Annotated in this window: 13 protein-coding genes; 7 read left to right on the top strand and 6 right to left on the bottom strand. The window is 54.2% G+C overall.

Going from position 1 to position 20,807, the window contains the following annotated elements:
• Positions 1-88: 88 nt before the first annotated feature.
• Together AC3ZPD_RS07620 and AC3ZPD_RS07615 are read left to right on the top strand one after the other, a co-directional pair.
• Positions 89-3,199, top strand: a complete 3,111-nt coding sequence (locus AC3ZPD_RS07620; RefSeq protein ID WP_490983679.1) for an alpha-mannosidase — start codon at positions 89-91, stop codon at positions 3,197-3,199.
• 113 nt (positions 3,200-3,312) lie between these two features.
• A complete protein-coding gene (locus tag AC3ZPD_RS07615; protein WP_490983678.1) occupies positions 3,313-5,967 on the top strand; it encodes a glycoside hydrolase family 3 C-terminal domain-containing protein in 2,655 nt (884 codons plus the stop codon).
• 221 nt (positions 5,968-6,188) lie between these two features.
• On the opposite strand, the gene rlmN is transcribed toward AC3ZPD_RS07615, so the two are convergent.
• Complete coding sequence (gene rlmN, locus AC3ZPD_RS07610) at positions 6,189-7,247, bottom strand: dual-specificity RNA methyltransferase RlmN (RefSeq protein WP_490983677.1); 1,059 nt, start codon at positions 7,245-7,247, stop codon at positions 6,189-6,191.
• Positions 7,248-7,577: 330 nt separating this feature from the next.
• On the opposite strand from rlmN, the gene AC3ZPD_RS07605 reads away from it, so the two are divergent.
• From AC3ZPD_RS07605 to AC3ZPD_RS07595, 3 genes are all read left to right on the top strand, one after another.
• Positions 7,578-8,723 carry an extracellular solute-binding protein gene (locus AC3ZPD_RS07605; protein WP_490983676.1) on the top strand — a complete coding sequence of 382 codons (1,146 nt, stop codon included), beginning with the start codon at positions 7,578-7,580 and terminating at the stop codon, positions 8,721-8,723.
• A 147-nt stretch (positions 8,724-8,870) separates the two neighbouring features.
• Entirely contained in the window at positions 8,871-9,887 is a 1,017-nt protein-coding gene (locus AC3ZPD_RS07600; protein WP_490983675.1) for an ABC transporter ATP-binding protein, read from the top strand.
• Positions 9,888-9,941: 54 nt separating this feature from the next.
• On the top strand, positions 9,942-11,609 hold the full coding sequence (locus AC3ZPD_RS07595; RefSeq protein ID WP_490983884.1) for an ABC transporter permease: 1,668 nt from the start codon (positions 9,942-9,944) through the stop codon (positions 11,607-11,609).
• Between the two features lie 124 nt (positions 11,610-11,733).
• Here the strand turns inward: AC3ZPD_RS07595 and AC3ZPD_RS07590 are convergent, their stop codons facing one another.
• The gene (locus tag AC3ZPD_RS07590) at positions 11,734-12,594 is read right to left on the bottom strand and encodes a glycerophosphodiester phosphodiesterase family protein (RefSeq protein ID WP_490983674.1); all 861 of its coding nucleotides are present in this window, start codon (positions 12,592-12,594) and stop codon (positions 11,734-11,736) included.
• A 217-nt stretch (positions 12,595-12,811) separates the two neighbouring features.
• On the opposite strand from AC3ZPD_RS07590, the gene AC3ZPD_RS07585 reads away from it, so the two are divergent.
• Both AC3ZPD_RS07585 and AC3ZPD_RS07580 read left to right on the top strand, forming a co-directional pair.
• Positions 12,812-15,037 carry an extracellular solute-binding protein gene (locus AC3ZPD_RS07585; protein WP_490983673.1) on the top strand — a complete coding sequence of 742 codons (2,226 nt, stop codon included), beginning with the start codon at positions 12,812-12,814 and terminating at the stop codon, positions 15,035-15,037.
• A 94-nt stretch (positions 15,038-15,131) separates the two neighbouring features.
• A complete protein-coding gene (locus tag AC3ZPD_RS07580; RefSeq protein WP_490983672.1) occupies positions 15,132-15,860 on the top strand; it encodes a hypothetical protein in 729 nt (242 codons plus the stop codon).
• A gap of 176 nt (positions 15,861-16,036) precedes the next feature.
• Here AC3ZPD_RS07580 and AC3ZPD_RS07575 read toward each other — a convergent pair whose 3' ends face one another.
• The 4 genes from AC3ZPD_RS07575 to AC3ZPD_RS07560 form a co-directional block, all read right to left on the bottom strand.
• The gene (locus AC3ZPD_RS07575; protein WP_490983671.1) at positions 16,037-16,534 is read right to left on the bottom strand and encodes a glutathione peroxidase; all 498 of its coding nucleotides are present in this window, start codon (positions 16,532-16,534) and stop codon (positions 16,037-16,039) included.
• A 304-nt stretch (positions 16,535-16,838) separates the two neighbouring features.
• Positions 16,839-18,254 carry a hypothetical protein gene (locus tag AC3ZPD_RS07570; RefSeq protein WP_490983670.1) on the bottom strand — a complete coding sequence of 472 codons (1,416 nt, stop codon included), beginning with the start codon at positions 18,252-18,254 and terminating at the stop codon, positions 16,839-16,841.
• Positions 18,255-18,526: 272 nt separating this feature from the next.
• The gene (locus AC3ZPD_RS07565) at positions 18,527-19,468 is read right to left on the bottom strand and encodes an NAD-dependent epimerase/dehydratase family protein (protein WP_490983669.1); all 942 of its coding nucleotides are present in this window, start codon (positions 19,466-19,468) and stop codon (positions 18,527-18,529) included.
• 70 nt (positions 19,469-19,538) lie between these two features.
• On the bottom strand, positions 19,539-20,771 hold the full coding sequence (locus AC3ZPD_RS07560; RefSeq protein ID WP_490983668.1) for an LCP family protein: 1,233 nt from the start codon (positions 20,769-20,771) through the stop codon (positions 19,539-19,541).
• Positions 20,772-20,807: the final 36 nt, after the last annotated feature.

The raw sequence follows: 20,807 nt of genomic DNA, 5'->3' as shown, positions 1-20,807 counted from the left end.
TTTGGCTGGTAAAATGAAATAATATGATATATCAAATAAAAACATTCTAGGCCTTATTACTATTCTTAAGCAGGAGGGTGAAAGGATTATGCTGAATGAAAAGCAGATCGACCGCATGCTGCGCAAATTAACGCGGTTTGAAACGACGCTGGAGCCATTGATCTTTGAAACGATTGACCAGGTGGCCATGCGTAAATTCCACACCGATCGGCAGTGGCACCATATCCCGGACGACAGCAGCTTCGAGGAATGCCTGCCCGGGGACCATTACCAAGGCGAAGGAACCTATTGCTGGTTTAAAGGAACCTACACCGTTCCTTCGCGATATGCAGGGAAGGCGCTCTACATCAAACCGGAAATCGGGGGTTATGAGGCGCTGCTGTGGGTGAACAACAAACCCTTCGGCACCTTTGCCAGCAAAATTGTCGTAACGGGACATGGCAACCACTATTGCGATCTGCTCAAGCAAAATGCGGCTGCGGGCGAGAAGATCGATATCGCTATCGAATATTACGCCGGGCATTATGTTAAGGGCTGTATGCCATTCGAAGAACTCGGAATGCGCAGTTTTGACTATGAATACGGCGGCGTTCAAATCTGCCTGATGAATGAGGAGATCGCCGAGTTTTATTTTGATTTGAAAACGCTTAACCAGCTCGTCGCCGAATTGGACGCAAACAGTTTCCGGCGGGCCGAGGTCGTGAACGCGTTAACGGAAGTACATAAGGTGCTGTACTATTCGTATGAGGCGGTCGAACCGGAGGACTTTTTCGCCGCGCTGCGGGAAGCGAGTCCTTATCTCAAGAAGGCGCTCAAGGCTACGAACTCTGCATCCGCACCCTTCGCCGGCTTGATCGGCCACTCGCATATGGATACGGCTTGGCTGTGGCATCGGGATGAAACGATAAAAAAATGTGCCCGCACTTATTCCAACCAGATCAGCCTCATGCAGCGTTATCCCGAATACAAGTTTATTCAAAGCTCCTCTTACCATACCGAAATGATCCGCAAACATTACCCTGCCCTGTTCGAAGATATTTCCCAAATGGTGAAGGAAGGAAGATATGAGCCAAACGGCGCGGTATGGGTGGAATGCGACTGCAACCTAACCTCGGGGGAATCGATGATCCGTCAGTTTCTGTGGGGACAGCGCTATACCCGGGAGCACTTCAATTACACCTCCAATGCGTTCTGGCTTCCCGATACCTTTGGATACAGTGCGGCTATTCCGCAGATCATGAAGGGCTGCGGCGTCGACTATTTTCTGACGACCAAACTGGGCTGGAACGACACCACGGACTTTCCGTATGAAACTTTCTACTGGAAAGGCATCGACGGAACGAAGGTGCTCACCCATTTCAACAAAACGCATTTATGGCCTGACGCAGCCAGCCTGATCGACTACGTCGTGGACGGCAAACACAGCCGCGACCCGATCCGCGAGAAAACCGTGAACAACATGCGGCTTATTTCATACGGGTTTGGCGACGGCGGCGGCGGTCCGCAGTTTGAAATGATCGAAATGGCCCGCCGGGTTCAGGATTTGGAAGGGGTACCCCGCTCTGCCCACATCACGGCCGGAGAATTCATGAGACAGCTCGAGCAGTCGGTCGTGAATCCATCCACCCATACCGGTGAGCTGTACTTGCAGCTGCATCGCGGAACGCTGACGAACCAGCACAACATCAAACGCAATAACCGCAAGGCCGAGTTCCTGCTGCGCGATCTCGAGTACGTTACGGTCCGCGAAGCGGTTCAGTCCGGCCGTATCGTCTCTGACGAAGGCATTCGCCCGCTGATGGAAACGCTGCTCGTGAACCAGTTTCATGACACACTGCCCGGTACTTCCATTCCGAAGGCGCATGACCAGGCCCTTACGGAAATGACCGAACTGCTGCAAACGGGAAGTAAGCTGCTGTACGAACGAATCACCGTGAGTCCGGAAGCCCAAACGATGTCCATCATCAATACGCTGTCTTTTGACCGCACGGACACGGTCTATCTGCCTGTCGACGGGGATTGGCGGGTCGAAGGCAGCTACGGGCAGCAGATTGTCGAAGACCTCGAGGGCAACCGTATGCTTGCGGTATCCGGCTTGACCGTACCGGCGCTGTCGGCGGTTTCTCTCAAGCTGGTTCCAGGCGAGCCGGCCGGTGTTTCTCCGTTCGCATATGCTGTTGATACGCTGCAAACGCCGTTCGCCCGCGTAACTTTTGATGAAGAGGGTTATATCGCCTCGTTCGTGGATCAAAGAAACGGCCGGGAGCTGCGCGGCGACGGGCAACCGCTCAATACGTTCCTGATGGCTGAAGACGTCCCTCAGGCTTGGGATAACTGGGATATCGACGCCGACATCGAGCTGAAGCTGGCACCTTCTGCCAAGCTGCTGTCCCGCCAGATCGTCGCTAACGGAGCAGCCGAATTCCGGATTCGCAGCCAGTACCGGCTGTCGGCGCGCTCGACTTTGCGGCAGGATATGATTTTCTTTGCGTCGAGCCCGGAAGTACGGTTCGAGACCGTTATGGATTGGCAGGACGAACACCGTTTGCTGAAAACGGCGTTCAGCACGTCCATTCTGACTGATTTTGTCCGCCAGGAGGTGCAGTTCGGATATCTGCGCCGCCCTACAACGCGGAACACAAGTGAAGAGAAAGCCATGTTTGAGGTGGTCAATCACAAATACAGTGATCTGTCGGAGAATCGTTACGGAGTCGCCCTACTCAACGATTGCAAATACGGAATTTCCGTACAGGACGGCGAAATGCGGCTGACCCTGCATAAAGGCGGTATGCGTCCTGATTTCCGCGGAGACAAAGGCGTGCATGCATGCACTTATTCTTTCTATCCGCATGACGAGGGTTTCGGCGCGGCTTCAGTCATCCACCCGGCTTATGAGCTGAACGTCCGGCCGATTGTCGTCAAGGGCAAAGTCGATGGAAACCAATTTGCGAGTGTCGACGCCGACAATGTGCTGATCGAAGCGATAAAACCATGCGAGGACGCTGAGCGTGCGTTCATCCTTCGTTTATACGAAGCGGAAGGAACCTACACGCGTACAAAGCTGACCCTTGGCGGTCAGGCCAAAGCAAAGGAAATAACCAACATGCTGGAAGAAACCGTAGAGCCGTTGAACGGAAAAAGTGAGGCCGAACTGGTCTTCCGGCCGTTCGAAATCAAAACGGTAAAGGTTGTTTACTAAATAAAAAATGCAGCCCCAGCCGTCCGCTTTGTCCGATTCCCGGGCCGCAGGCGGCATGGGGTACTTACTAACTATTACTATTATATTCGATCAAAGAGAGGACGGATCGTACCATGAAATCACAGGAATATGCGTACCGCAACGCGAATTTACCGGTCAAAGAACGCGTGGAGAATCTTTTATCCCTTATGACGCTGGAGGAAAAGGTTGCCCAGATGGATATGATCCGCGGAGTGGAGCTCGCCACCAAGGTACATGAGGCGCATTTTTGCGCCGTGGCGGAGGATTCCGATTTTCACTGGGACCGGGTGGAGGCCGGGATTGGGCAAAACGGAATAGGCTTCGTGCACGACGTTTATTCCTCTCCCCGCGTGCTGAACAAGCTGCAAAAATATTTCGTCGATAAAACACGCCTGGGCATCCCGTGCTTGTTCACCGGAGAGGCGCTGCACGGTATCAACTATCCGGGGGCCACTGTGTTTCCAATGCCGATCAACATGGGAGCGACGTTTCATCCGGAGCTTGTCCGGGAGATCGGCCATGCGATCGCTGCCGAAACCCGCAGCCTCGGCATCGCCGAAATTTTGGCGCCCAACCTGGACTTGGCGCGGGAGCCCCGTTGGGGGCGGGTGGAGGAGACCTTTGGGGAGGATACCTTTTTGTCAGCATCGATGGCTTACGCCATCATAACGGGCGAGCAAGGCGATGATATTTCCGCTCCGGACGCGGTCGTTAGCGAGCCGAAGCATTACTGCGTACACGGCATTCCCGAAGGAGGCACAAACTGTTCATCTGCCCGCGTTGGTGTACGCGAGATTGAGACCAGCCATCTTCCGGTATTCGAGGCAGGCATCAAGAAGGCCGGTGCGTACAACGCCATGGCTTCCTACAACAACATCGACGGGGAGGCGGTAATCTCCTCCGGGCATTATTTGCGTGAGGTATTAAAGGAGCGTTACGGCCTGAAGGGTTATGTGCGCGCCGACTTCGGAGCGATCAACCGGCTCAAGACGCAGCATTTCATGACTGCAGACAGCAAGGACAGCATCGAGATGGCGGTGAATGCCGGACTGGACGTGCAGGGCTTCGATTTTCCGAATTCATATTGGCAGGATACGCTGGTTCAGCTCGTCACTGAAGGCAGGGTTTCGCAAAGCACAATCGACGAAGCCGTAGGACGTATTCTCCGGGTGAAGTTTGAACTAGGCCTGTTTGAACATCCCTTTACGGACGAGAACCGCTACCGGGAGGTCATCCGCTGCGATGAGCATAAAGAGTTGTCTTATCGGGCCGCCCGAGAGTCGATTGTCCTGCTCAAAAATGAAGCAGACATTCTTCCCCTTCCGAGAAATGGCGGCAGCATCGCCTTGATCGGCCCAAGTTCGGGACACCAGCGGATCGGCAGCTATTCCTCGGTTCCTTACGGCTATGAGGTGCATTCCGTTTATCAAGAGATCGTTAAGGCCGTTCCGGGGGTGACGGTCCGGCAGAGCGACGGCTGCGGCATCACCGAATACGACATCGACCTTATTCCCGACTCTTGGTACACGGATGGAGTAACGCTGACTTATTACAACAACGGCCGTTTTGCCGGTGAGCCGGTGGGGCAGAACCGGGCGAATCGAATCAACTTTAACTGGATTTTGGCCAAACCGCATCGCGATCTCGATTTTGTAGGCTACTCGGTGCGCATGACCGCCAAATTGAAGGTGAACACCCGTGATTTCGGGGACGCCGAGCGCTTTACAGGCCGGCTGGTGTTTACCTCGGGCGACAGCGTTCGGGTGAAAATAGATGGTGTGACGGTGATCGAAAGCTTCGGGGCCCATAAAATGAGAATTCCCGAATGCGAGTTTACTTTCGAGAACGGAGCCGAGCATAAGCTGGAAGTTGAATTCGTCTGCGACGTGAACGGCAATCAACTGAGCCTTTGTCTGGACAGCAGAACCGGGCGCATGGAGGAAGCGGTCAGGCTGGCCGAGGAATGCGACACGATCGTGATTGTCTGCGGCGACGACAAGATGACCAGCGGCGAAGGGATGGACCGGACCGACCTGCGTCTCTACGGCAAGCAGCGCGAGCTGATCGAGCGGGTTTGCGCGCTCGGGAAACCGACGATCCTCGTGCTGGAGAACGGCAAGCCGGTGGATCTCAGCTACGAGAACGAGCATTGCGACGCCATCCTCGCGGCCTGGTTCGGCGGGGAGTTCGGAGCCAAAGCGATCGTGGATACGTTATTCGGGTTCGTCAGCCCATCCGGGAAGCTGCCGATTTCCTTCCCCCGCAGCGTGGGGCACATCCCCTGTTACTACACGCTGCTTCCGGGCGGCAGCGGGGAATACCTGGAGGGCACGCGCAGAGCGTTGTTCCCCTTCGGGCATGGGCTCAGCTACGCCTCGTTCGCCTATTCGGAATTAAAGATAGCGGCGCTCGATTCGCCTTACGGCTTCCGCGTATCGTTTAGCGTTACGAATACCGGCGCCGCTTTGGCTGATGAGGTGGCCCAACTGTACATCCGCGACGTAACCAGTTCCATCGTTACGCCGATGAAGCAGCTGCAGGGCTTTCAAAGATTATCCCTCACGGCGGGAGAAACGGCGATGGTAGAAATCGACCTAGGCTTCGACAGCTTCAAATTGCTCAATAAACAATGGGAATGGGTCGTCGAGGAAGGCGAATTCGAAATCATAGTCGGAAGCTCCAGTGAGGATATCCGCTTAAAGCAGAGTCTTGTTATCGATGAAAAGGGAGCCGCACGGCGTAAATAGATCCGGTCAGTTATGATCCATGATATGTGGAATACACAAAAAAACCGTCTTCTTTAGGTATGGCTGCGCCGCGCTGCCATTTTGCCAAAGAACGGTTTCTTTTTTTGGTGAAAGGAAGCCGCCAGTCGGGAAATGCTCCCGGCTCTGGCGGCTTCTTTTTTGCAGGCTGCAAAATGCAAAAGATCATGCACGCCCGGATAAGAGCGGCAGGAGCCTCAGTCTTAAGCCCCTTTGATCTGCTTGCTCCGCAGCTGGCCGCAGGCGGCATCGATGTCGGTGCCGTGCTCCAGGCGGACACTGACGTTTACGCCTTGTTTCTTCAGTTCGTCGTAGAACTCCAAAATGACTTCCCGTTCGCTGCGCTGGTATTGGCTGTGCTCATCGACCGGGTTGTACGGGATCAGGTTGACCGTCACCTGCTGCTTCCGGTCCTGTATCAGCTCGGCCAGCTCGGCCGCATGCTCGCGGCGGTCATTGACGTCCCGCAGCAAAATGTATTCCAGCGTCACCTTCCGGTTGCTCCGCTCGCAGTAATAATCCATCGCTTCCAGCACTTTTTCAATAGGAATCGCTTTGTTGATCTTCATGATCCGCGTCCGCAGCTCGTTATTCGGCGCATGCAGCGAAATCGCCAGGTTGACCTGCAGGTCGGAATCGGCGAATTCCTTGATTTTTCCGGCCAGGCCGCTTGTCGAAACCGTAATGCTTCTCGGGCCGATCGCCAGTCCTTTAGCGTCCTTAATCGTCCGGATAAAGCCGCTCATGTGTTCGAAGTTATCGAACGGCTCGCCGATGCCCATAACGACGACATGGCTGACCCGTTCACGCTTACCGGCACGGTCCAGGTGCAGCTGCACCTTCATGATCTGTTCCGTGATTTCGCCGGAGGTCAGGTCACGGCTTTTAGCCAGCAGGCCGCTAGCGCAGAAGCTGCAGCCGATGTTGCAGCCGACCTGCGTGGTGACGCAGACGGACAGGCCGTATTTTTGCCGCATCAAAACGGTTTCGATCAGGTTGCCGTCCTGCAGCTTAAACAGGAATTTGATCGTGCCGTCCACGGATTCCTGGCGGGTATGCTCCTCCATCGTCTGCAGCACAAAATGTTCCTTCAGCAGGTCGACTACAGCGGCGTTGGCACCGGTCATTTCTTCAAAAGTAGTGACGCGCTCGCGGTACAAAGCTTCCCAGACCGGAATCGCTCTGGACCTCTTGTGACCGTGTTCCTCCAGCCAAACCGACAGCTGCTCTAACGTAAAGCCGTAAAGGGTTGGTTTGTTCATTGTTTGTTTCCTCTTTCCGATCTATAAAAATTTTCGTAATCATCTTTGACATCAACAAAAAAATGCTTGCTTGGCATCTATCCGCTTATGGACGGATAACCCTATCATTGTCCCAAATTTTACGCAATAGCACAAGGGGAATGATTGGCATCGTTTACGCCCTCGCTGCCTGTGTCTATTTTTCGTCCTTTTTCCGCTGAACTGGAGAATTGTTAACTTTATTAAGCCTGCGTTAAATAACGTCAATTCGATTGACGCGGATTTTCGTAGATTGCTATAATGAGCTTGAAAATTGACACGTTCCAAAAATAATCAAAAAGGGAGATTTGCATGAACATCAAACTTAAACGGATTTTTACGCCTCTGCTTGGCATCGTATTGGCCGGATCGTTAGCCGCCTGCGGTAATCAAGCCTCCAGTAACTCCGCCGCCAATTCCGCCGAACCTGCCGGCTCGTCCAACAATACGGCTGCGCAAGCCGAGTCTGCTAATCCTACTGATACTGCCGGTTTGAAAAAACTCGTCGTTTATACCAACTCCGCCTCCGACGGCAGAGGCGACTGGCTGAAGGAAAAAGCCAAGGAACAGGGCTTTGATTTGCAAATCGTTGAAGGCGGCGGCGGGGATATCGCCAACCGGCTGATTGCCGAGAAGAACAAGCCGATCGCCGACGTCGTTTACGGCCTCAGCACTATCGACTATGAAAATTTCAAAACGCAAGACATGCTGGAACAGTACAAGCCGGTCTGGGCCGACGAAGTGGCTGAAGGGCTGAACGACAAGGATGACTATTACCACTCCCTGGTGAAACAGGCGATTCTCATGATCTATAACTCCACGATGTACAACGAAAATACCGCGCCGAAGGATTGGCCGGATCTGTGGAACAACGAGCAGTTCCATGGCAAATATGATGAGCCCGGAACAGCCGCCGACCTGGGAGGAGCGACCAACCGTGCGGTTATCGCCGGCATCCTGGTCCGCTACCAGGATCCGAACGGGGAATACGGCATCTCGCAAGAAGGCTGGGACGCGATTAAAAACTTCCTGAAATACGGCCACATCAAAGCCCAAGGCGAAGATTCCTTTGCCAATCTCGCTAAAGGCAAGACACCTTTCATTCCGATGTTCTCCAGCGGGATTCCTTCCCGGGAGAAGCAATACGGCGTCAAAGCCGGAATCGTGAAGCCCGATATCGGCGTTCCTTATCTCGTCGAACAAGTAGCCATCATCAAAGGCACAAAAAACCTGGACGCGGCCAAAGCCTTCGTTGACTGGTTCGGCAGCGCGGAAGTGCAAACGGAGTGGTCCAATCAGTTCTCCAGCATGCCGGCAAACAGCAAAGCGCTGGCCAACGCATCGCAGGACATTAAAGACCTCGACGCTTCCGTCAAACGTCAGGACATCGATTGGACGTTCGTCAGCCAGCACATCAATGACTGGGTGGAGAAAATCCAGCTTGAGCTTCTGCCTTAACGCCCTTCATTATGTCCTGAATGTCCTGACCTGCTAATCCTTTCCTAATTCATATCCCCGGCAGAAGCGGCTTTCGGCGCGCCACGGCGCAGCCGGGCCTCTTCTGCCGGATGGCTTTATACACCACTAGCGAGGAGCCGGGGAGTCATGATCGAATTTAAAGAGGTTGAAATCAAATATAACGATTTTACCGCAGTAAGCCAATTGAATCTACGGATCGGTGAAGGTGAATTTTTTACGCTGCTTGGCCCTTCCGGCTGCGGCAAAACCACGACCTTGAGAAGCCTGGTCGGATTTGCCACTCCGTCGCGCGGCACTATTTACGTTAACGGCAAGGATATCACGCATCTTCCCGTGGAGAAGCGAAACATCAGCATGGTTTTTCAAAGCTATGCCTTGTTCCCGACCCTGAATGTCTATGAAAATATCGCCTTTGGCCTAAAGGTGAAGAAAATGCCCAAAGAGCAGATCGAAGACGAGGTCGCGGCCATTGCGCAAAAGGTGGACCTGAGCGCCGAGCAGTTGCGCAAGAAAGTGTCCGAGCTGTCGGGCGGACAGCAGCAGCGCGTGGCGATAGCGAGAGCGCTCGTGCTTAAGCCAAGCATCCTCGTGCTGGACGAGCCGCTGTCGAACCTGGATGCAAGCTTGCGCGTCCAACTGCGAAACGAACTGAAAAGCCTGCAGAAAAAGTTCGGCATCACTACGATTTACGTCACTCACGACCAGGAGGAAGCCTTGACCCTGTCGGATCGCATCGCTGTGTTCAACCGCGGGGTTGTCGAGCAGGTGGGCACTCCTTTTGACATCTACAATCATTCCTCCACCGAATTCGTTTGCAATTTTATCGGGGATATCAACAAGCTGGGCCCAGCCCTGCTGCAAAACATTACGGCCAAATCCGGCAAATCATTTGATCTGTCCAAAACCGCCTATCTGCGGACCGAAAGGATCTACACCTCCATCCCTTCCGCAGACGCCGGCGGCCTCGCCCAATTGAAAGCTAAAGTCGTTGAAGCCGAATACTACGGACTCTACACCAAATACACGTTTGAAATAGATGGGGCCTTCCTGAAAAAGGTGGAAATCGAAGACGGACAAAACCGCTACGCCCAAGGGAACGAGATGGATATCTTTATCCGTCCGGACGATATTTTGCAATATTAGGAGGCTGGCTTCATGCTGATGGAACGATTCAGAAACTATTTGACCCCGGGGAAAATGATCGGCCTGATTATAGGCTTGTTTTTAGCCTGGTTTATCGCCGCCTTTTTGGTGTATCCCAATCTTAATCTGCTCAAAGCCGTCTTTTGGGTGAACGGCGCCTTCTCCGTCGAACCCTTCCAAAAGCTGCTGCATTCCAACAGGGCTTTAAAGAGCTTGCTGAACAGCTTTATCCTGGCGGGCTCCATGGTGGTTACCGTTAATATCGTTGGCATTTTCCTGGTGTTTGTTACCGATTATTTCGACATTAAAGGCTCGAAACTGCTGCGGCTGGGCTATTATACTACGCTTGTTTACAGCGGAATCGTGCTGGTCACGGGCTATAAATTTCTGTATGGCGAACAAGGCTTCATCACGAAATTCCTGGTGCTTCTGTTCCCTTCTTTTCCCGCCGGGTGGTTTCACGGCTACTGGGCCGTGCTGTTCGTTATGACGTTTGCCTGCACGACTAACCATGTGCTGTTTCTGTCCAATGCGATCCGTAAAATTGACTTCCAAACCGTTGAAGCAGCCCGGAATATGGGGGCCTCTTCTTTCTATATTTTGCGCAGGGTCGTGCTTCCCGTTCTGCAGCCCACTTTATTCGCCATCACCATTCTGCTGTTTTTGACCGGCCTCGCCTCCACCTCCGCGTCGATGATTGTAGGCGGAACGGAGTTTCAGACGATTACGCCTCTGATTCTTTCCTTTTCCAAAAGCCCCGTCTCGCGGGATGTGGCTGCCGTGCTGGCGATTTTGCTGGGAGCCGCGACGCTGATTTTGCTGGCTTTTCTCAGAAAAGTCGAACAAAAAGGTAATTACATTTCAGTCTCCAAGGTGAAGTCGGAGATCAAAAAGCAGAAAATAGGCAATAAAGGATTAAACGTGCTGGTTCACGTTATCGCCTACTTTTTATTTGTCATTTACGCGCTGCCGGTTCTGCTGACGGTTATTTTCTCCTTTACCGACTCTTACAGCATCTCAAACTCCACCTTGTCCTGGAGCCATTTCACGATCGCCAACTACCGGATGCTGTTCACCGAAGCCGACGCGTACAAGCCTTATATCATCAGTATTTTGTATTCCGCCGTGGCTTCCGTTGCCGTCGTGGCGCTGACGCTGCTCGTTTCGCGTATTCTTCACAAGCATAAAAACATCTTTACGACCGCCCTGGAATACGCGATGCTGATCCCTTGGCTGCTGCCCTCCACGCTGATTGCTCTGGGTCTGATCCTTACCTATGATTCGCCAAAATGGATTTTGGCCGGCCATGTGCTCACCGGCACGATGTGGATTCTGATGATCGCTTATATCATCGTCCTGATTCCGTTCACGCTGCGGATGCTGAGAGCCGCTTTCTTTACGATAGACGATTCCCTCGAGGACGCCTCCAAAAGCCTGGGCGCCGGGACCTTCTATACGTTCCGGAGGGTTTTGCTCCCGATAATTCTGCCTTCGACACTGGCTGTGCTGGCGCTGAATTTCAACAGCCATTTGGCGGACTACGACCTGACCGTGTTTCTGTATCATCCGCTCTACGAACCGCTGGGCATTGCCATTCAGAACGTAACCTCCGGACAGACAAACTCCGACACCCAAGCGCTCGGACTCGTCTATTCCGTTGTGCTGATGGTGATTTCCACCGTGATGCTTTATCTGGTTTATGGAAGGAACTCGAAGTCGTAACTCTGAATTTATTTTATTCTCCCAAAAAAAATTGCCCGTCCGGATGAATTCCGGACGGGCAATTTTTATGAGTTCTCTTACGGTACAAATAACGATACACGAATTCCGAGCGCGAACCCTTTTCTTACGACTCCTGCAAACGCCGACCCCTGTAGGCGGACAACAAAGCGGGCCAATCGGTCTGAATGACATCGATCTGCTTGTCGAACATTTTGCCCCAGCCCTGCTCCGGTCCTTCGATGATCGAAACGTCATCGTCCAGGCTGCCGTACAAAGATGTCTTGTCGTCCAGCTTGATCGCGTTCGCCCATACAAACAAATTCAGGCCGTGAAGGCGCCGGATGACTTCATTTTGCAGCAGAGGATCCTCGTCCGAGCTTGCGATCAGCTCCATGCCTACCAGGTTGATATGCCGGTAAGCCAGAACCTTATCGATCTCTTCCACCGATTTAATGATCGGCATAAACATATATTTCTGCTCGCAGTGCTCAAAAAAATCAAGCGTCCCTTCTTCCGCCGGCCCCTTCAAGATGAGCTGCTCCATCATGTCATGCCGGTTCAGCTCCGCGATCAGCTCCGGCCAAAACCACCAGGAACGGTCAATGTTGAACAGCGCATTCCCTTTGAACCGCGGCAGAACGTCCCGGAGCCTTTCCGGATTCAGATGCTTAATATGGGAAATAGAGTTGATGAAGTTCATGCTGTCAATCGTGGAGGAATGCATCGTTCCGATATTTTCGTCTACCCGAAAAAGTCTCGGCTCTGCGCCGTCATGAAACAGATAAAGCTCCCCGTCCGTCGATTTGGAGATATCGATCTCCAGCACATCTCCGCCCTCCATGAGGGCTGCTTTTAAGGCAGGCGTTGTATTTTCAATGATATTGCCGCCCGGCCTGCCCCGGTGCACCGCAATCAGTACTCTCCGATTTGCAAATCTCTCATTCAATAACCTGTTGATATTGGCGTATGCCTCTTGACCGAACATCCCGTGCCTCCTGCTCCTGTAGTCTGCGGTTTTTCGTTTGTCTTTTGTTAGAATAAGTACCTGTATCCAGAGTAACAAAAAAGATTGGAACGTGTCAATTAAAGAGGGTATTTTCTCGTTAAAACTCCTTTTCAGGAACAAAAAACGAATATAGATTGAACGTTAAATTCAAGAGAAGTAAAATGGAGCTACTAGATTGACAGGAGGATACGGAAGTATGGCTACCATCAAAGACATTGCCAAAGCGGCGGGGGTTTCGCACGGGACCGCCTCTAATGTATTAAACGGGCGAGGTAATGTCAGCGCCAAAAAGATCCAGCTCGTCGAGGAAGCCGCCCGGCGGCTCGGCTACAAAATCAATTACAAAGCCCAGTCCCTGAGGTCCGGCGTTACGAAATCCGTCTCCATCCTCATTCCCAGCCTGGATTCGGAGGAGTATGTCCAGCTTTATGAAGGTTTGGACAAAACGCTCTCCCAGGCCGGCTACCGGACCCATTTATACATCACTTACGATCTGCCTTACAACGAACGGGCCGTTCTGCGGGAAATCGCCGAGGAGCGGGTGACCGGCATCGTCGCCATCTCCTGCCTGGAGGATGCCAACATCTATTATGAGGAACTAAGCATTCCGCAGGAGAATGTATTCTTCGTCAACCGAGAGATTCCGAACGGCAAAACGTTTGTTTCGTTTGATTTTGAACAGGCCGGCAAAGAGATCGGCGCTTACCTGACGGAGCATCGTTACCGCAAGGTGGGCATCTTTGCGGGCGAGCAGGACTTTACCAATGAACGCTTGTTTGCCGAAGCGATCCTGCACCATCTGGAGCAAGCGGACGGAACGGAAGTCCAGACCGTTTATGCTCCGCTGAATCAGGCTTACGGCAGGTCTTTTGAATTTTTCAGCGAGGGAGCTCCGGATATTCTGGTCGCTTCCAGCCTGAACCGGGCCAAGCTGCTCATGGAAGCGCAGCATTTCGGCTCCACAGGCAGCCGGCCGCCTATGATTTGTATGGCGCCTACCGAAACCTTTTTGGACAGCCGGTGGATTCGTTACCGGCAAAACTACCGGCTGATGGGCCACGATATCGCCTGCCTGCTCCTCCGCCGCGTCCGGGCTGCGGGCGATAGTGAGCTGCAGGCGGATCCGCAAACGAAGGCTCAAAAGGAAGCCTCCTTGAAGGAGCTGCCGGGCGGGCGGCTGATTCTGGAGAACAGCGGGCTCCAGCTTGGCGTATCGCGCAACAGCGCTCCATTGTCCGACAGGTCGCTTACCATGCTGACCATTACGAGCCCGACAACGGATGCGCTGCTAAAGCTTTTGCCCCATTTCACGAAAGAAACCGGCATCAAGGTCAAGCTTGCGATCCACAGCTACGAAGAGATTTATCAGATCCTGAGCGATTTCACGCATAATACCTTTTATGATCTGATTCGCATGGACATGGCCTGGCTTTCCTGGTTCGGAAACAAGGTGTACCGGCCGCTGGAAGGCCTTGATCCTGAGCTGGACAAGCTGCTGGAGGCGCTGCCTCCACATATGAAAGCCCATTATTCGAGCGTGCAGGGGAAGGCCTACACCTATCCGTTCGACCCTAGCGTACAGATGCTGTTTTACCGGAAAGACCTGTTTGAGGATCAAATGATTAAACGGATGTTTTTTGAAAAATACAAAGAGCAGCTGACCGTACCTACCGACTATCAGTCGTTTAACCGGCTGGTTCATTTCTTCTCCCGCTCCAGGTCCGCCCAATCCCCTACTCTCTATGGGACAAGCGTTACGCTGGGCAAGGCGGAAATCGTCGCACTGGAATTTCTGACCCGCTATTACGCAGAAGGCGGAAAACTCATTACGGAAACCGGCATGCAGCTGGAAACCGGCAAAGCGGAGCGCGCTTTGGAGAACCTGCTGGAAACGGTCCGGGTTGCCCAAAACCTGAACGAAACCTGGTGGGGGGAAGCCGTTAACCGTTTTGCCAAAGGCGAAACCGCCATGGTGATCGGGTTTATGAACCACGTCTCCCGGATCGCCCGCAGCGATGTAGGCGCCTATATCGGTTCGGCCGAGGTTCCCGGCAGCAAGCCGCTTCTCGGCGGCGGAGTAATCGGCGTGTCCCAGAACAGCCCCCGGATTTCGGAAGCCGTTTCGTTCATCCAGTGGGTCAGCCGGACCGAAATCGCCGAACAAATCAGCCTGCTGGGCGGAACTACGGCCAATCCGGCCGTATCCGAGCATTACACCATCCGCAACCTGTACCCGTGGCTGCTTGACGCCGACAAAATGAATGCCCAGGGCATCCGCGAAACCCGCAGGCTCGACGGCGGCGGCATCGACAGCAAAAAAATCGAGCTAATCCTCGGCTTGTCGATCAAGCAAGCTCTCCATGCGATCATGGACGTTAAACAAACGATCGAGCACCTGAACCGGCAGCTGGCGGATCTGTAATTATCCATCCCCGGCGCCGAACCGATTGGAGTACCCCGTTTAGGGACAATCCCGGCATGCCTTGCCATTATTGATTAGGAGGACATAGACATATATGACTATTAGCCAGAATCAGCCTATCTCTCTGCCGGAAATCAAGGAACGAGCGGCCGAAGCGCTGCGCAGAGAGCTGGGGGAGCACGTTTCTGCAGAAGAATTGGACGTAGCGCTGGGCAAACTGAGCAAAGCGGAAGTAATGGATAAAGCGCTGCTCACCCGGGAGAAAAAAATCGGCAGCGCCGAATTGTTTGAAATCGTAGATGCCCTCTTTGGCATTAATCTGCATCAAGTGCCCGTACTTGTCCCTGATGCCGGGCTGGCGGCGTCTCCCGACGCTGCGGCGGCAGCGATGGACAAACGGCTGGATGAGCTGCCCGCCGAAGCGGGGACCAGCGGGGCTGAGCTGCGCAAGGCGATTAATGATACGTTCGGCGTGAACCTGGACGCCATCGCCGGCCTGGAGCAGTGCCGCATTTCGCTGTATTCCAAGGGCCAGTGGATCGTCCGGAACAAACGCGATTTGGTGCTTGTGTGGACCGGCTCCGGAGATGTCGACGTGAGGGTTTCCCCAACCGTTTATTTTACCGGGCATACCGGCTTAACCGCTCTGCCGGCCGAGCTGCGCGCCAAGCTGCTCGGCTTGGGCTATTCTCCGGAAGCGGAAGGCGGAATAGAAAGTCTTTATTACGCCCACCCGGACGGTCTGGCCGTTCCGGACGCTTTTAAAGGCCAAACGATGGGCGCGGTGATCCAGACGCTCGGTGAAGGATACATGGACCTGTAGCAGCGATGGCTGGACACTAGGCGACGGACAATGACAATAGACGCAGTCGAAGGTAAAAGCGGGATCCCTTTGCAACAAAAAACAGCAGTGTCAGGTGGTTAACCCGGCACTGCTGTTTTCTGCTTTTTCTAACCCGCCTATAAAAGGCTGACTTCCAAAAAACTTCCGACTCCTCATCAGGCATGAACACTGCTGCTGTCCAGCACCTTGAGAATTTCGCCTTCTATGCTCTCCGGCGTATCCTTGGGACCAAAACGTTTCAGCACGCGGCCGTCCCGGTCCACCAGAAATTTGGTGAAATTCCATTTGATCGTTCTGGAGCCAAGCACGCCTCTGGCCTCATTCGTCAGCAAACGGAATAAGGGATGAGCGGTTTTCCCGTTGACGTCGATTTTGGCGAACAGCGGAAAATTCACCCCGAAATTGATTTCGCAGGCTTCCGCCACCTCCTCGTTCGATTCCAGCTCCTGGTTCGCGAATTGGCCGCTTGGGAAGCCAAGCACGGTAAAACCGCGGTCTTTATACTGGTCATATAACTTTTGAAGCCCTTTGAATTGAGGAGCAAACCCACATTTGGTCGCCGTATTGACGATCAGCATAACCTGACCCCGATAAGGCGAAAGATTGCTGTGTTTCCCTTGGATCGTCTCGACTTCGATGTCGTAGATGGACATATAAACAACCTCCCCGTGAATTTTTAACCGCATATATAAAACGTCCGCATGACTCTTGGTGTTCGATAAGATCATTATAAATCTTTGGGCGGTCGAAAAAAAGTGCGGCCGGAACGCCGCGGCGACGCCGACTCTCTGGACCGTCTGCTCTTCCTGCTGCAGAATGAACGGTTTAAACTTGATGAACAGAAAGAGCTATGCCGAAAAAAATTAAACCCCCGCCACGGCATGAATGCCCTTGCCTGGCGGGGGGTTTGAAATAGAAATTACGCTTGCGGTCAGCTTAATCCCGAAGACCGTCCTGCTAAATCAGGAACATCGCCACCACTGTCGTGACGGCGAGGCCGATCAGCACCGGCTTCAGATTGCGCCGGGCCAGCTCGAACGGGCTGACGCCGCAGATGGCAGCCGCCGGGATCAGCGCCCACGGGATCAGCGTGCCGCCGCCGACCCAGATGGCGGCGACTTGGCCGAGGGCAGTCAGCGTAGCCGCACCTGAGCCGATCGCGGTAGCGAACAGCTGCGCAATCGAGCCGGCGAGCGAAATGCCCGAGAAGCCGGAGCCGTCGAGGCCGGTGATCGCGCCGGTCACCGTCAGCGTGACCGCGCCGACAGCGCCGTTCAGCGGCACTTCATGGGCGAGGGCGACTCCGAGGTCGTTCACGATGCCCTGCGAGCCTTCCGGCAGCACCTTGCCGAACATTTCGGTGAAAGCCGAGTCCCCAAGATAGAAAAACGCCGCGATCGGAATAACCGGCCCGAATACCTTAAACCCGAACACAAAACCGTCGATCAAATAAGACGTCATTTGCTCCAGACCTTTATTCCGGTGGGCAAACAGCGTCACCGCGAGCAGGATCAGAATGGCCGTACCGCCAACCAATGCCGTGGCGTCTCCTCCCTGCAGATGCAGCACAAACATGGCGGCAACGTCGATCGCGAACAAAACGGGAATCGCGATGGCAAGCGCCTTTTTGGCCGCGGGACGAATAACGGCAGGCGTGTTATCCGGGCTGTCCGCCGAAGCCAGCGCGCTGGTTCCGCTTCTGCCCGAAACCAGACCGTCGCGGAACGTCCCCCGTCTCATATCGCGCCGCATCAGCCAATACGCGGCAACGGTCGTTACAAGTCCCATGACCGCAACCAGCGGGATGCTGGCCTCCATCACGCTCGAAACCGGCAGTCCGGCCGCATCGGCGGTCAGCTTCGGCGCTCCCTGAATAATGTAGTCCCCGGACAAAGCAATGCCGTGGCCGAACAAATTCATCGCCACCGCAGCGCCCAGCGCCGGAAGCCCCACCCGCATGGCAACCGGAAGCAGCACCGCCCCAATCAGCGCTACGGCCGGGGAGGGCCAGAAGAAGAAGGACGTTATCATCATAATGATCCCGATTCCCCAGTAAGCCATAGCCGGCGTTCGCAAAAAACGGGTCAGCGGAGCCACCATCGTTTCATTAATGCCGGTAACGATCAGCACCCGGCTCATCGCGACAATAATGGAAATGATCATAATGGTTCCCATCAATTCCTTGGTCGCGTAAATAAAGGAGTTGAATACGCCTGAAACCGAGCCGCTTAAAGTCTCCGTAGCGATAAGACCCAGCGTAAAAATCCCGGCCACGCAGATCATCGTGGTGTCCCTCCGCCGGATCAGCAGCGCCATGATCAAAACGATAAAGGCCAGATATACCCAGTGCAGGGCCGTCAAATGAATACCCATGTTGTCACATCCCTTCGCTTCCGCCTGAACCTCTAACAACAAGTCCGGTGGTTATATGTATGCAGAGGGATGGGCATGGGTTCGAGCGGAGCCGCGCGAAACGCCAAAAACCGCCCTTATTAACAGGACGGTTATCGGCCTTGTTGCCCGCAGCCACAAGAGGGGAAGGAACAGCGTTGGTACCAAGAGGATGATCTCTATACTCTATGGTCCATTACGGAAAATGTTTCCAATTATTCACATGGAAATCCAATTATTTCATTCTTTTTTACTTATAAACGAAGCTCAATTTCTCCCCGCAGTTCTTTTTCATATTGAAGGGTTTCCTTAAGTCCGTCCAGCATCGAATAGGCCGGTTCCCACCCCAGCACGTCCAGTGCCCGGCGGTTATCCAGCAGGCTGTCCCGGATATCTCCCGGTTTGGCCGGACGGTACTCCGGCTCCAGGTCCCGGTTTCCGCCGACTTCCCGGATCAGTCCGAACAGTTCGTTTACGGAAACCTGCCGGCCGCTGCCGATATTAAGAACAGCCCGGTCGCCCAGGTGCAGCGCCGCCGAATTGGCGGCGGCCACGTCTTTTACATAGATAAAATCCCGCGTTTGCCGCCCGTCCCCGTTCACATACGGCCTGCCGCCCTCCAGCATCTGCTTTACAAAGGAGGCTACGACGCCGCTTTCCCCCTTGGTGCTCTGCCCTGTTCCGTACACATTGGCGTACCGCAGAATCGCGTAATTCAAGCCGTAACGTTCCGAAAACATCTGTATGTACGATTCCGCCATCCTTTTGGACGCTCCGTAAAAAGAAAGCGGCGCGGCCGTCGTATCCTCGGCCACCGGCAGCTGATCCACGTTGCCGTACACGGCCGCCGACGAAGCAAACACAAGCTTGGACACCCCGTAATCCACGCACTGCTTCAGCAGATTTACGGTGCCTACGATATTATGCCGCGCATCCAGGGAGGGCTGCTCCAGGGAACGCTGCACGCTGACCTGCGCGGCCAAATGGATGACCGCATCCGGCTTCTCCAGCGCGAAGACGGCGGCCAAATTGGCGGACCCGATATCCAGCGGGTAGAAGGCCACTCTCGGACCGGAAAACGTGCGTGTTCCCTGCCCCAGGTCATCTACCACCACGACCTCATGCTGCTGGCGCAGCAGCAGCTCTACCGTATGGGAACCTATAAATCCCGCTCCTCCGGTAACGATAATTTTCATAGTACCCGACTCTCCCATTCACAATTAGTGCTTTTGTCCTCCAATATATGAAAGGGATTTCCAAAGTAGACTAGTCTTCCAAAACCTTTTTTGCAAGGTCCGCCCAAGCCTCCTGATCCGGAATCCAATAATACAGCTCCTTCCCGACCAAAGGATCCTTAGCCCTGCCGCTCTGTCCCGGGACCTGCTCGTAGCGGATATCTTCACTTTGCAAATCCTTGGCCAGCAGAGATAAGCTGATCAGATCGCCGTCGCTCAGATTCGTATCCAAAATATCCTGCCTGACCTTGCCCAGCAGCCCAGGTATCCGCACCAGATTGTCCGGCTGGAGCAGATTCCGCAGCAAAGCCTTCAGCACCAGCGCCTGATTCTGCTGCCGGTTGAGGTCTCCCGAAGCGAGGGAATGACGCTCCTGGACCAGCTTCAGCGTCAGATCGCCGTTCAAATGCTGGCTGCCCGCCGGGAGAGTAATCTTGGCATAAGTCAATTTCACCGGGTTCTCCAGCGTAATATCCAGCCCGCCGATCGCATCTATAAAATGAACAAAACCTTCGAAATTGGTTTTCATGTAGTAGTTAATCGCACAGCCGCACAAATTGCTGACCGCCTGAAGGGAAGCCAGCGTGCCCGCATGCTCCCCTCCCTTCAGCTCGCCGAGCAGATGGGCGTGGTTGATTTTGGTATAACCAACGCCTTTCAGATTCACGCGCGTGTCCCGGGGAATGGATACCAGATTCACCAGATGCCGGTCTAGGTTGACATGGGCCAGCATCATAACGTCCGTTCGCGAATCCTCCGACGAGCGGGCGTCAATGCCGAGCAGCAGCAAATTAAACCGGGTTTCCGACTGGCCTGACGAGGACTTGGTGCCGGAAGGAGAATTCGATGCTGCCGCATCGGACGCTCCGTTGGCGGCTCCGATTGAGTCTTCGGCCGAAAGACCTGTGCCAAGCGGGCCTTGGCCGGCTTGACCCGCATCGTTCAGGCCGCCTGCGCTGTCCGCAGCAGCACCGGCCCTGCCGTCCTGTGCGCCCTCTTCCGCAGGCTCAGCCTTTTCCCCTGAGCCGGTCCCGCCGGCGTCATTCGATTCCGGCACCGCCACCACCGGAATATCGGCCTCCCGAAAATGCTGGCCCGGCAGCAGACGGACGTAGGCGACCGCAGACACTCCTGCAAGCAGCAGCATAACGGCGCCGGCAATCAGCACGAAACGTTTGAAGCGCGGCTTCCACGGAAGAACGGACTCCGTCTTCGGTATAGGAGGGCGTTTGGAATCGCTCCTCCTGCTTCTCTTGCTTCTCATCGGTCAGCCTCCTCTCCTTCCTTCTCTTGCTTAGGC

The sequence above is a fragment of the Paenibacillus mobilis genome (assembly GCF_058267595.1).
This window is presented reverse-complemented; position numbering and strand designations above follow the sequence as displayed.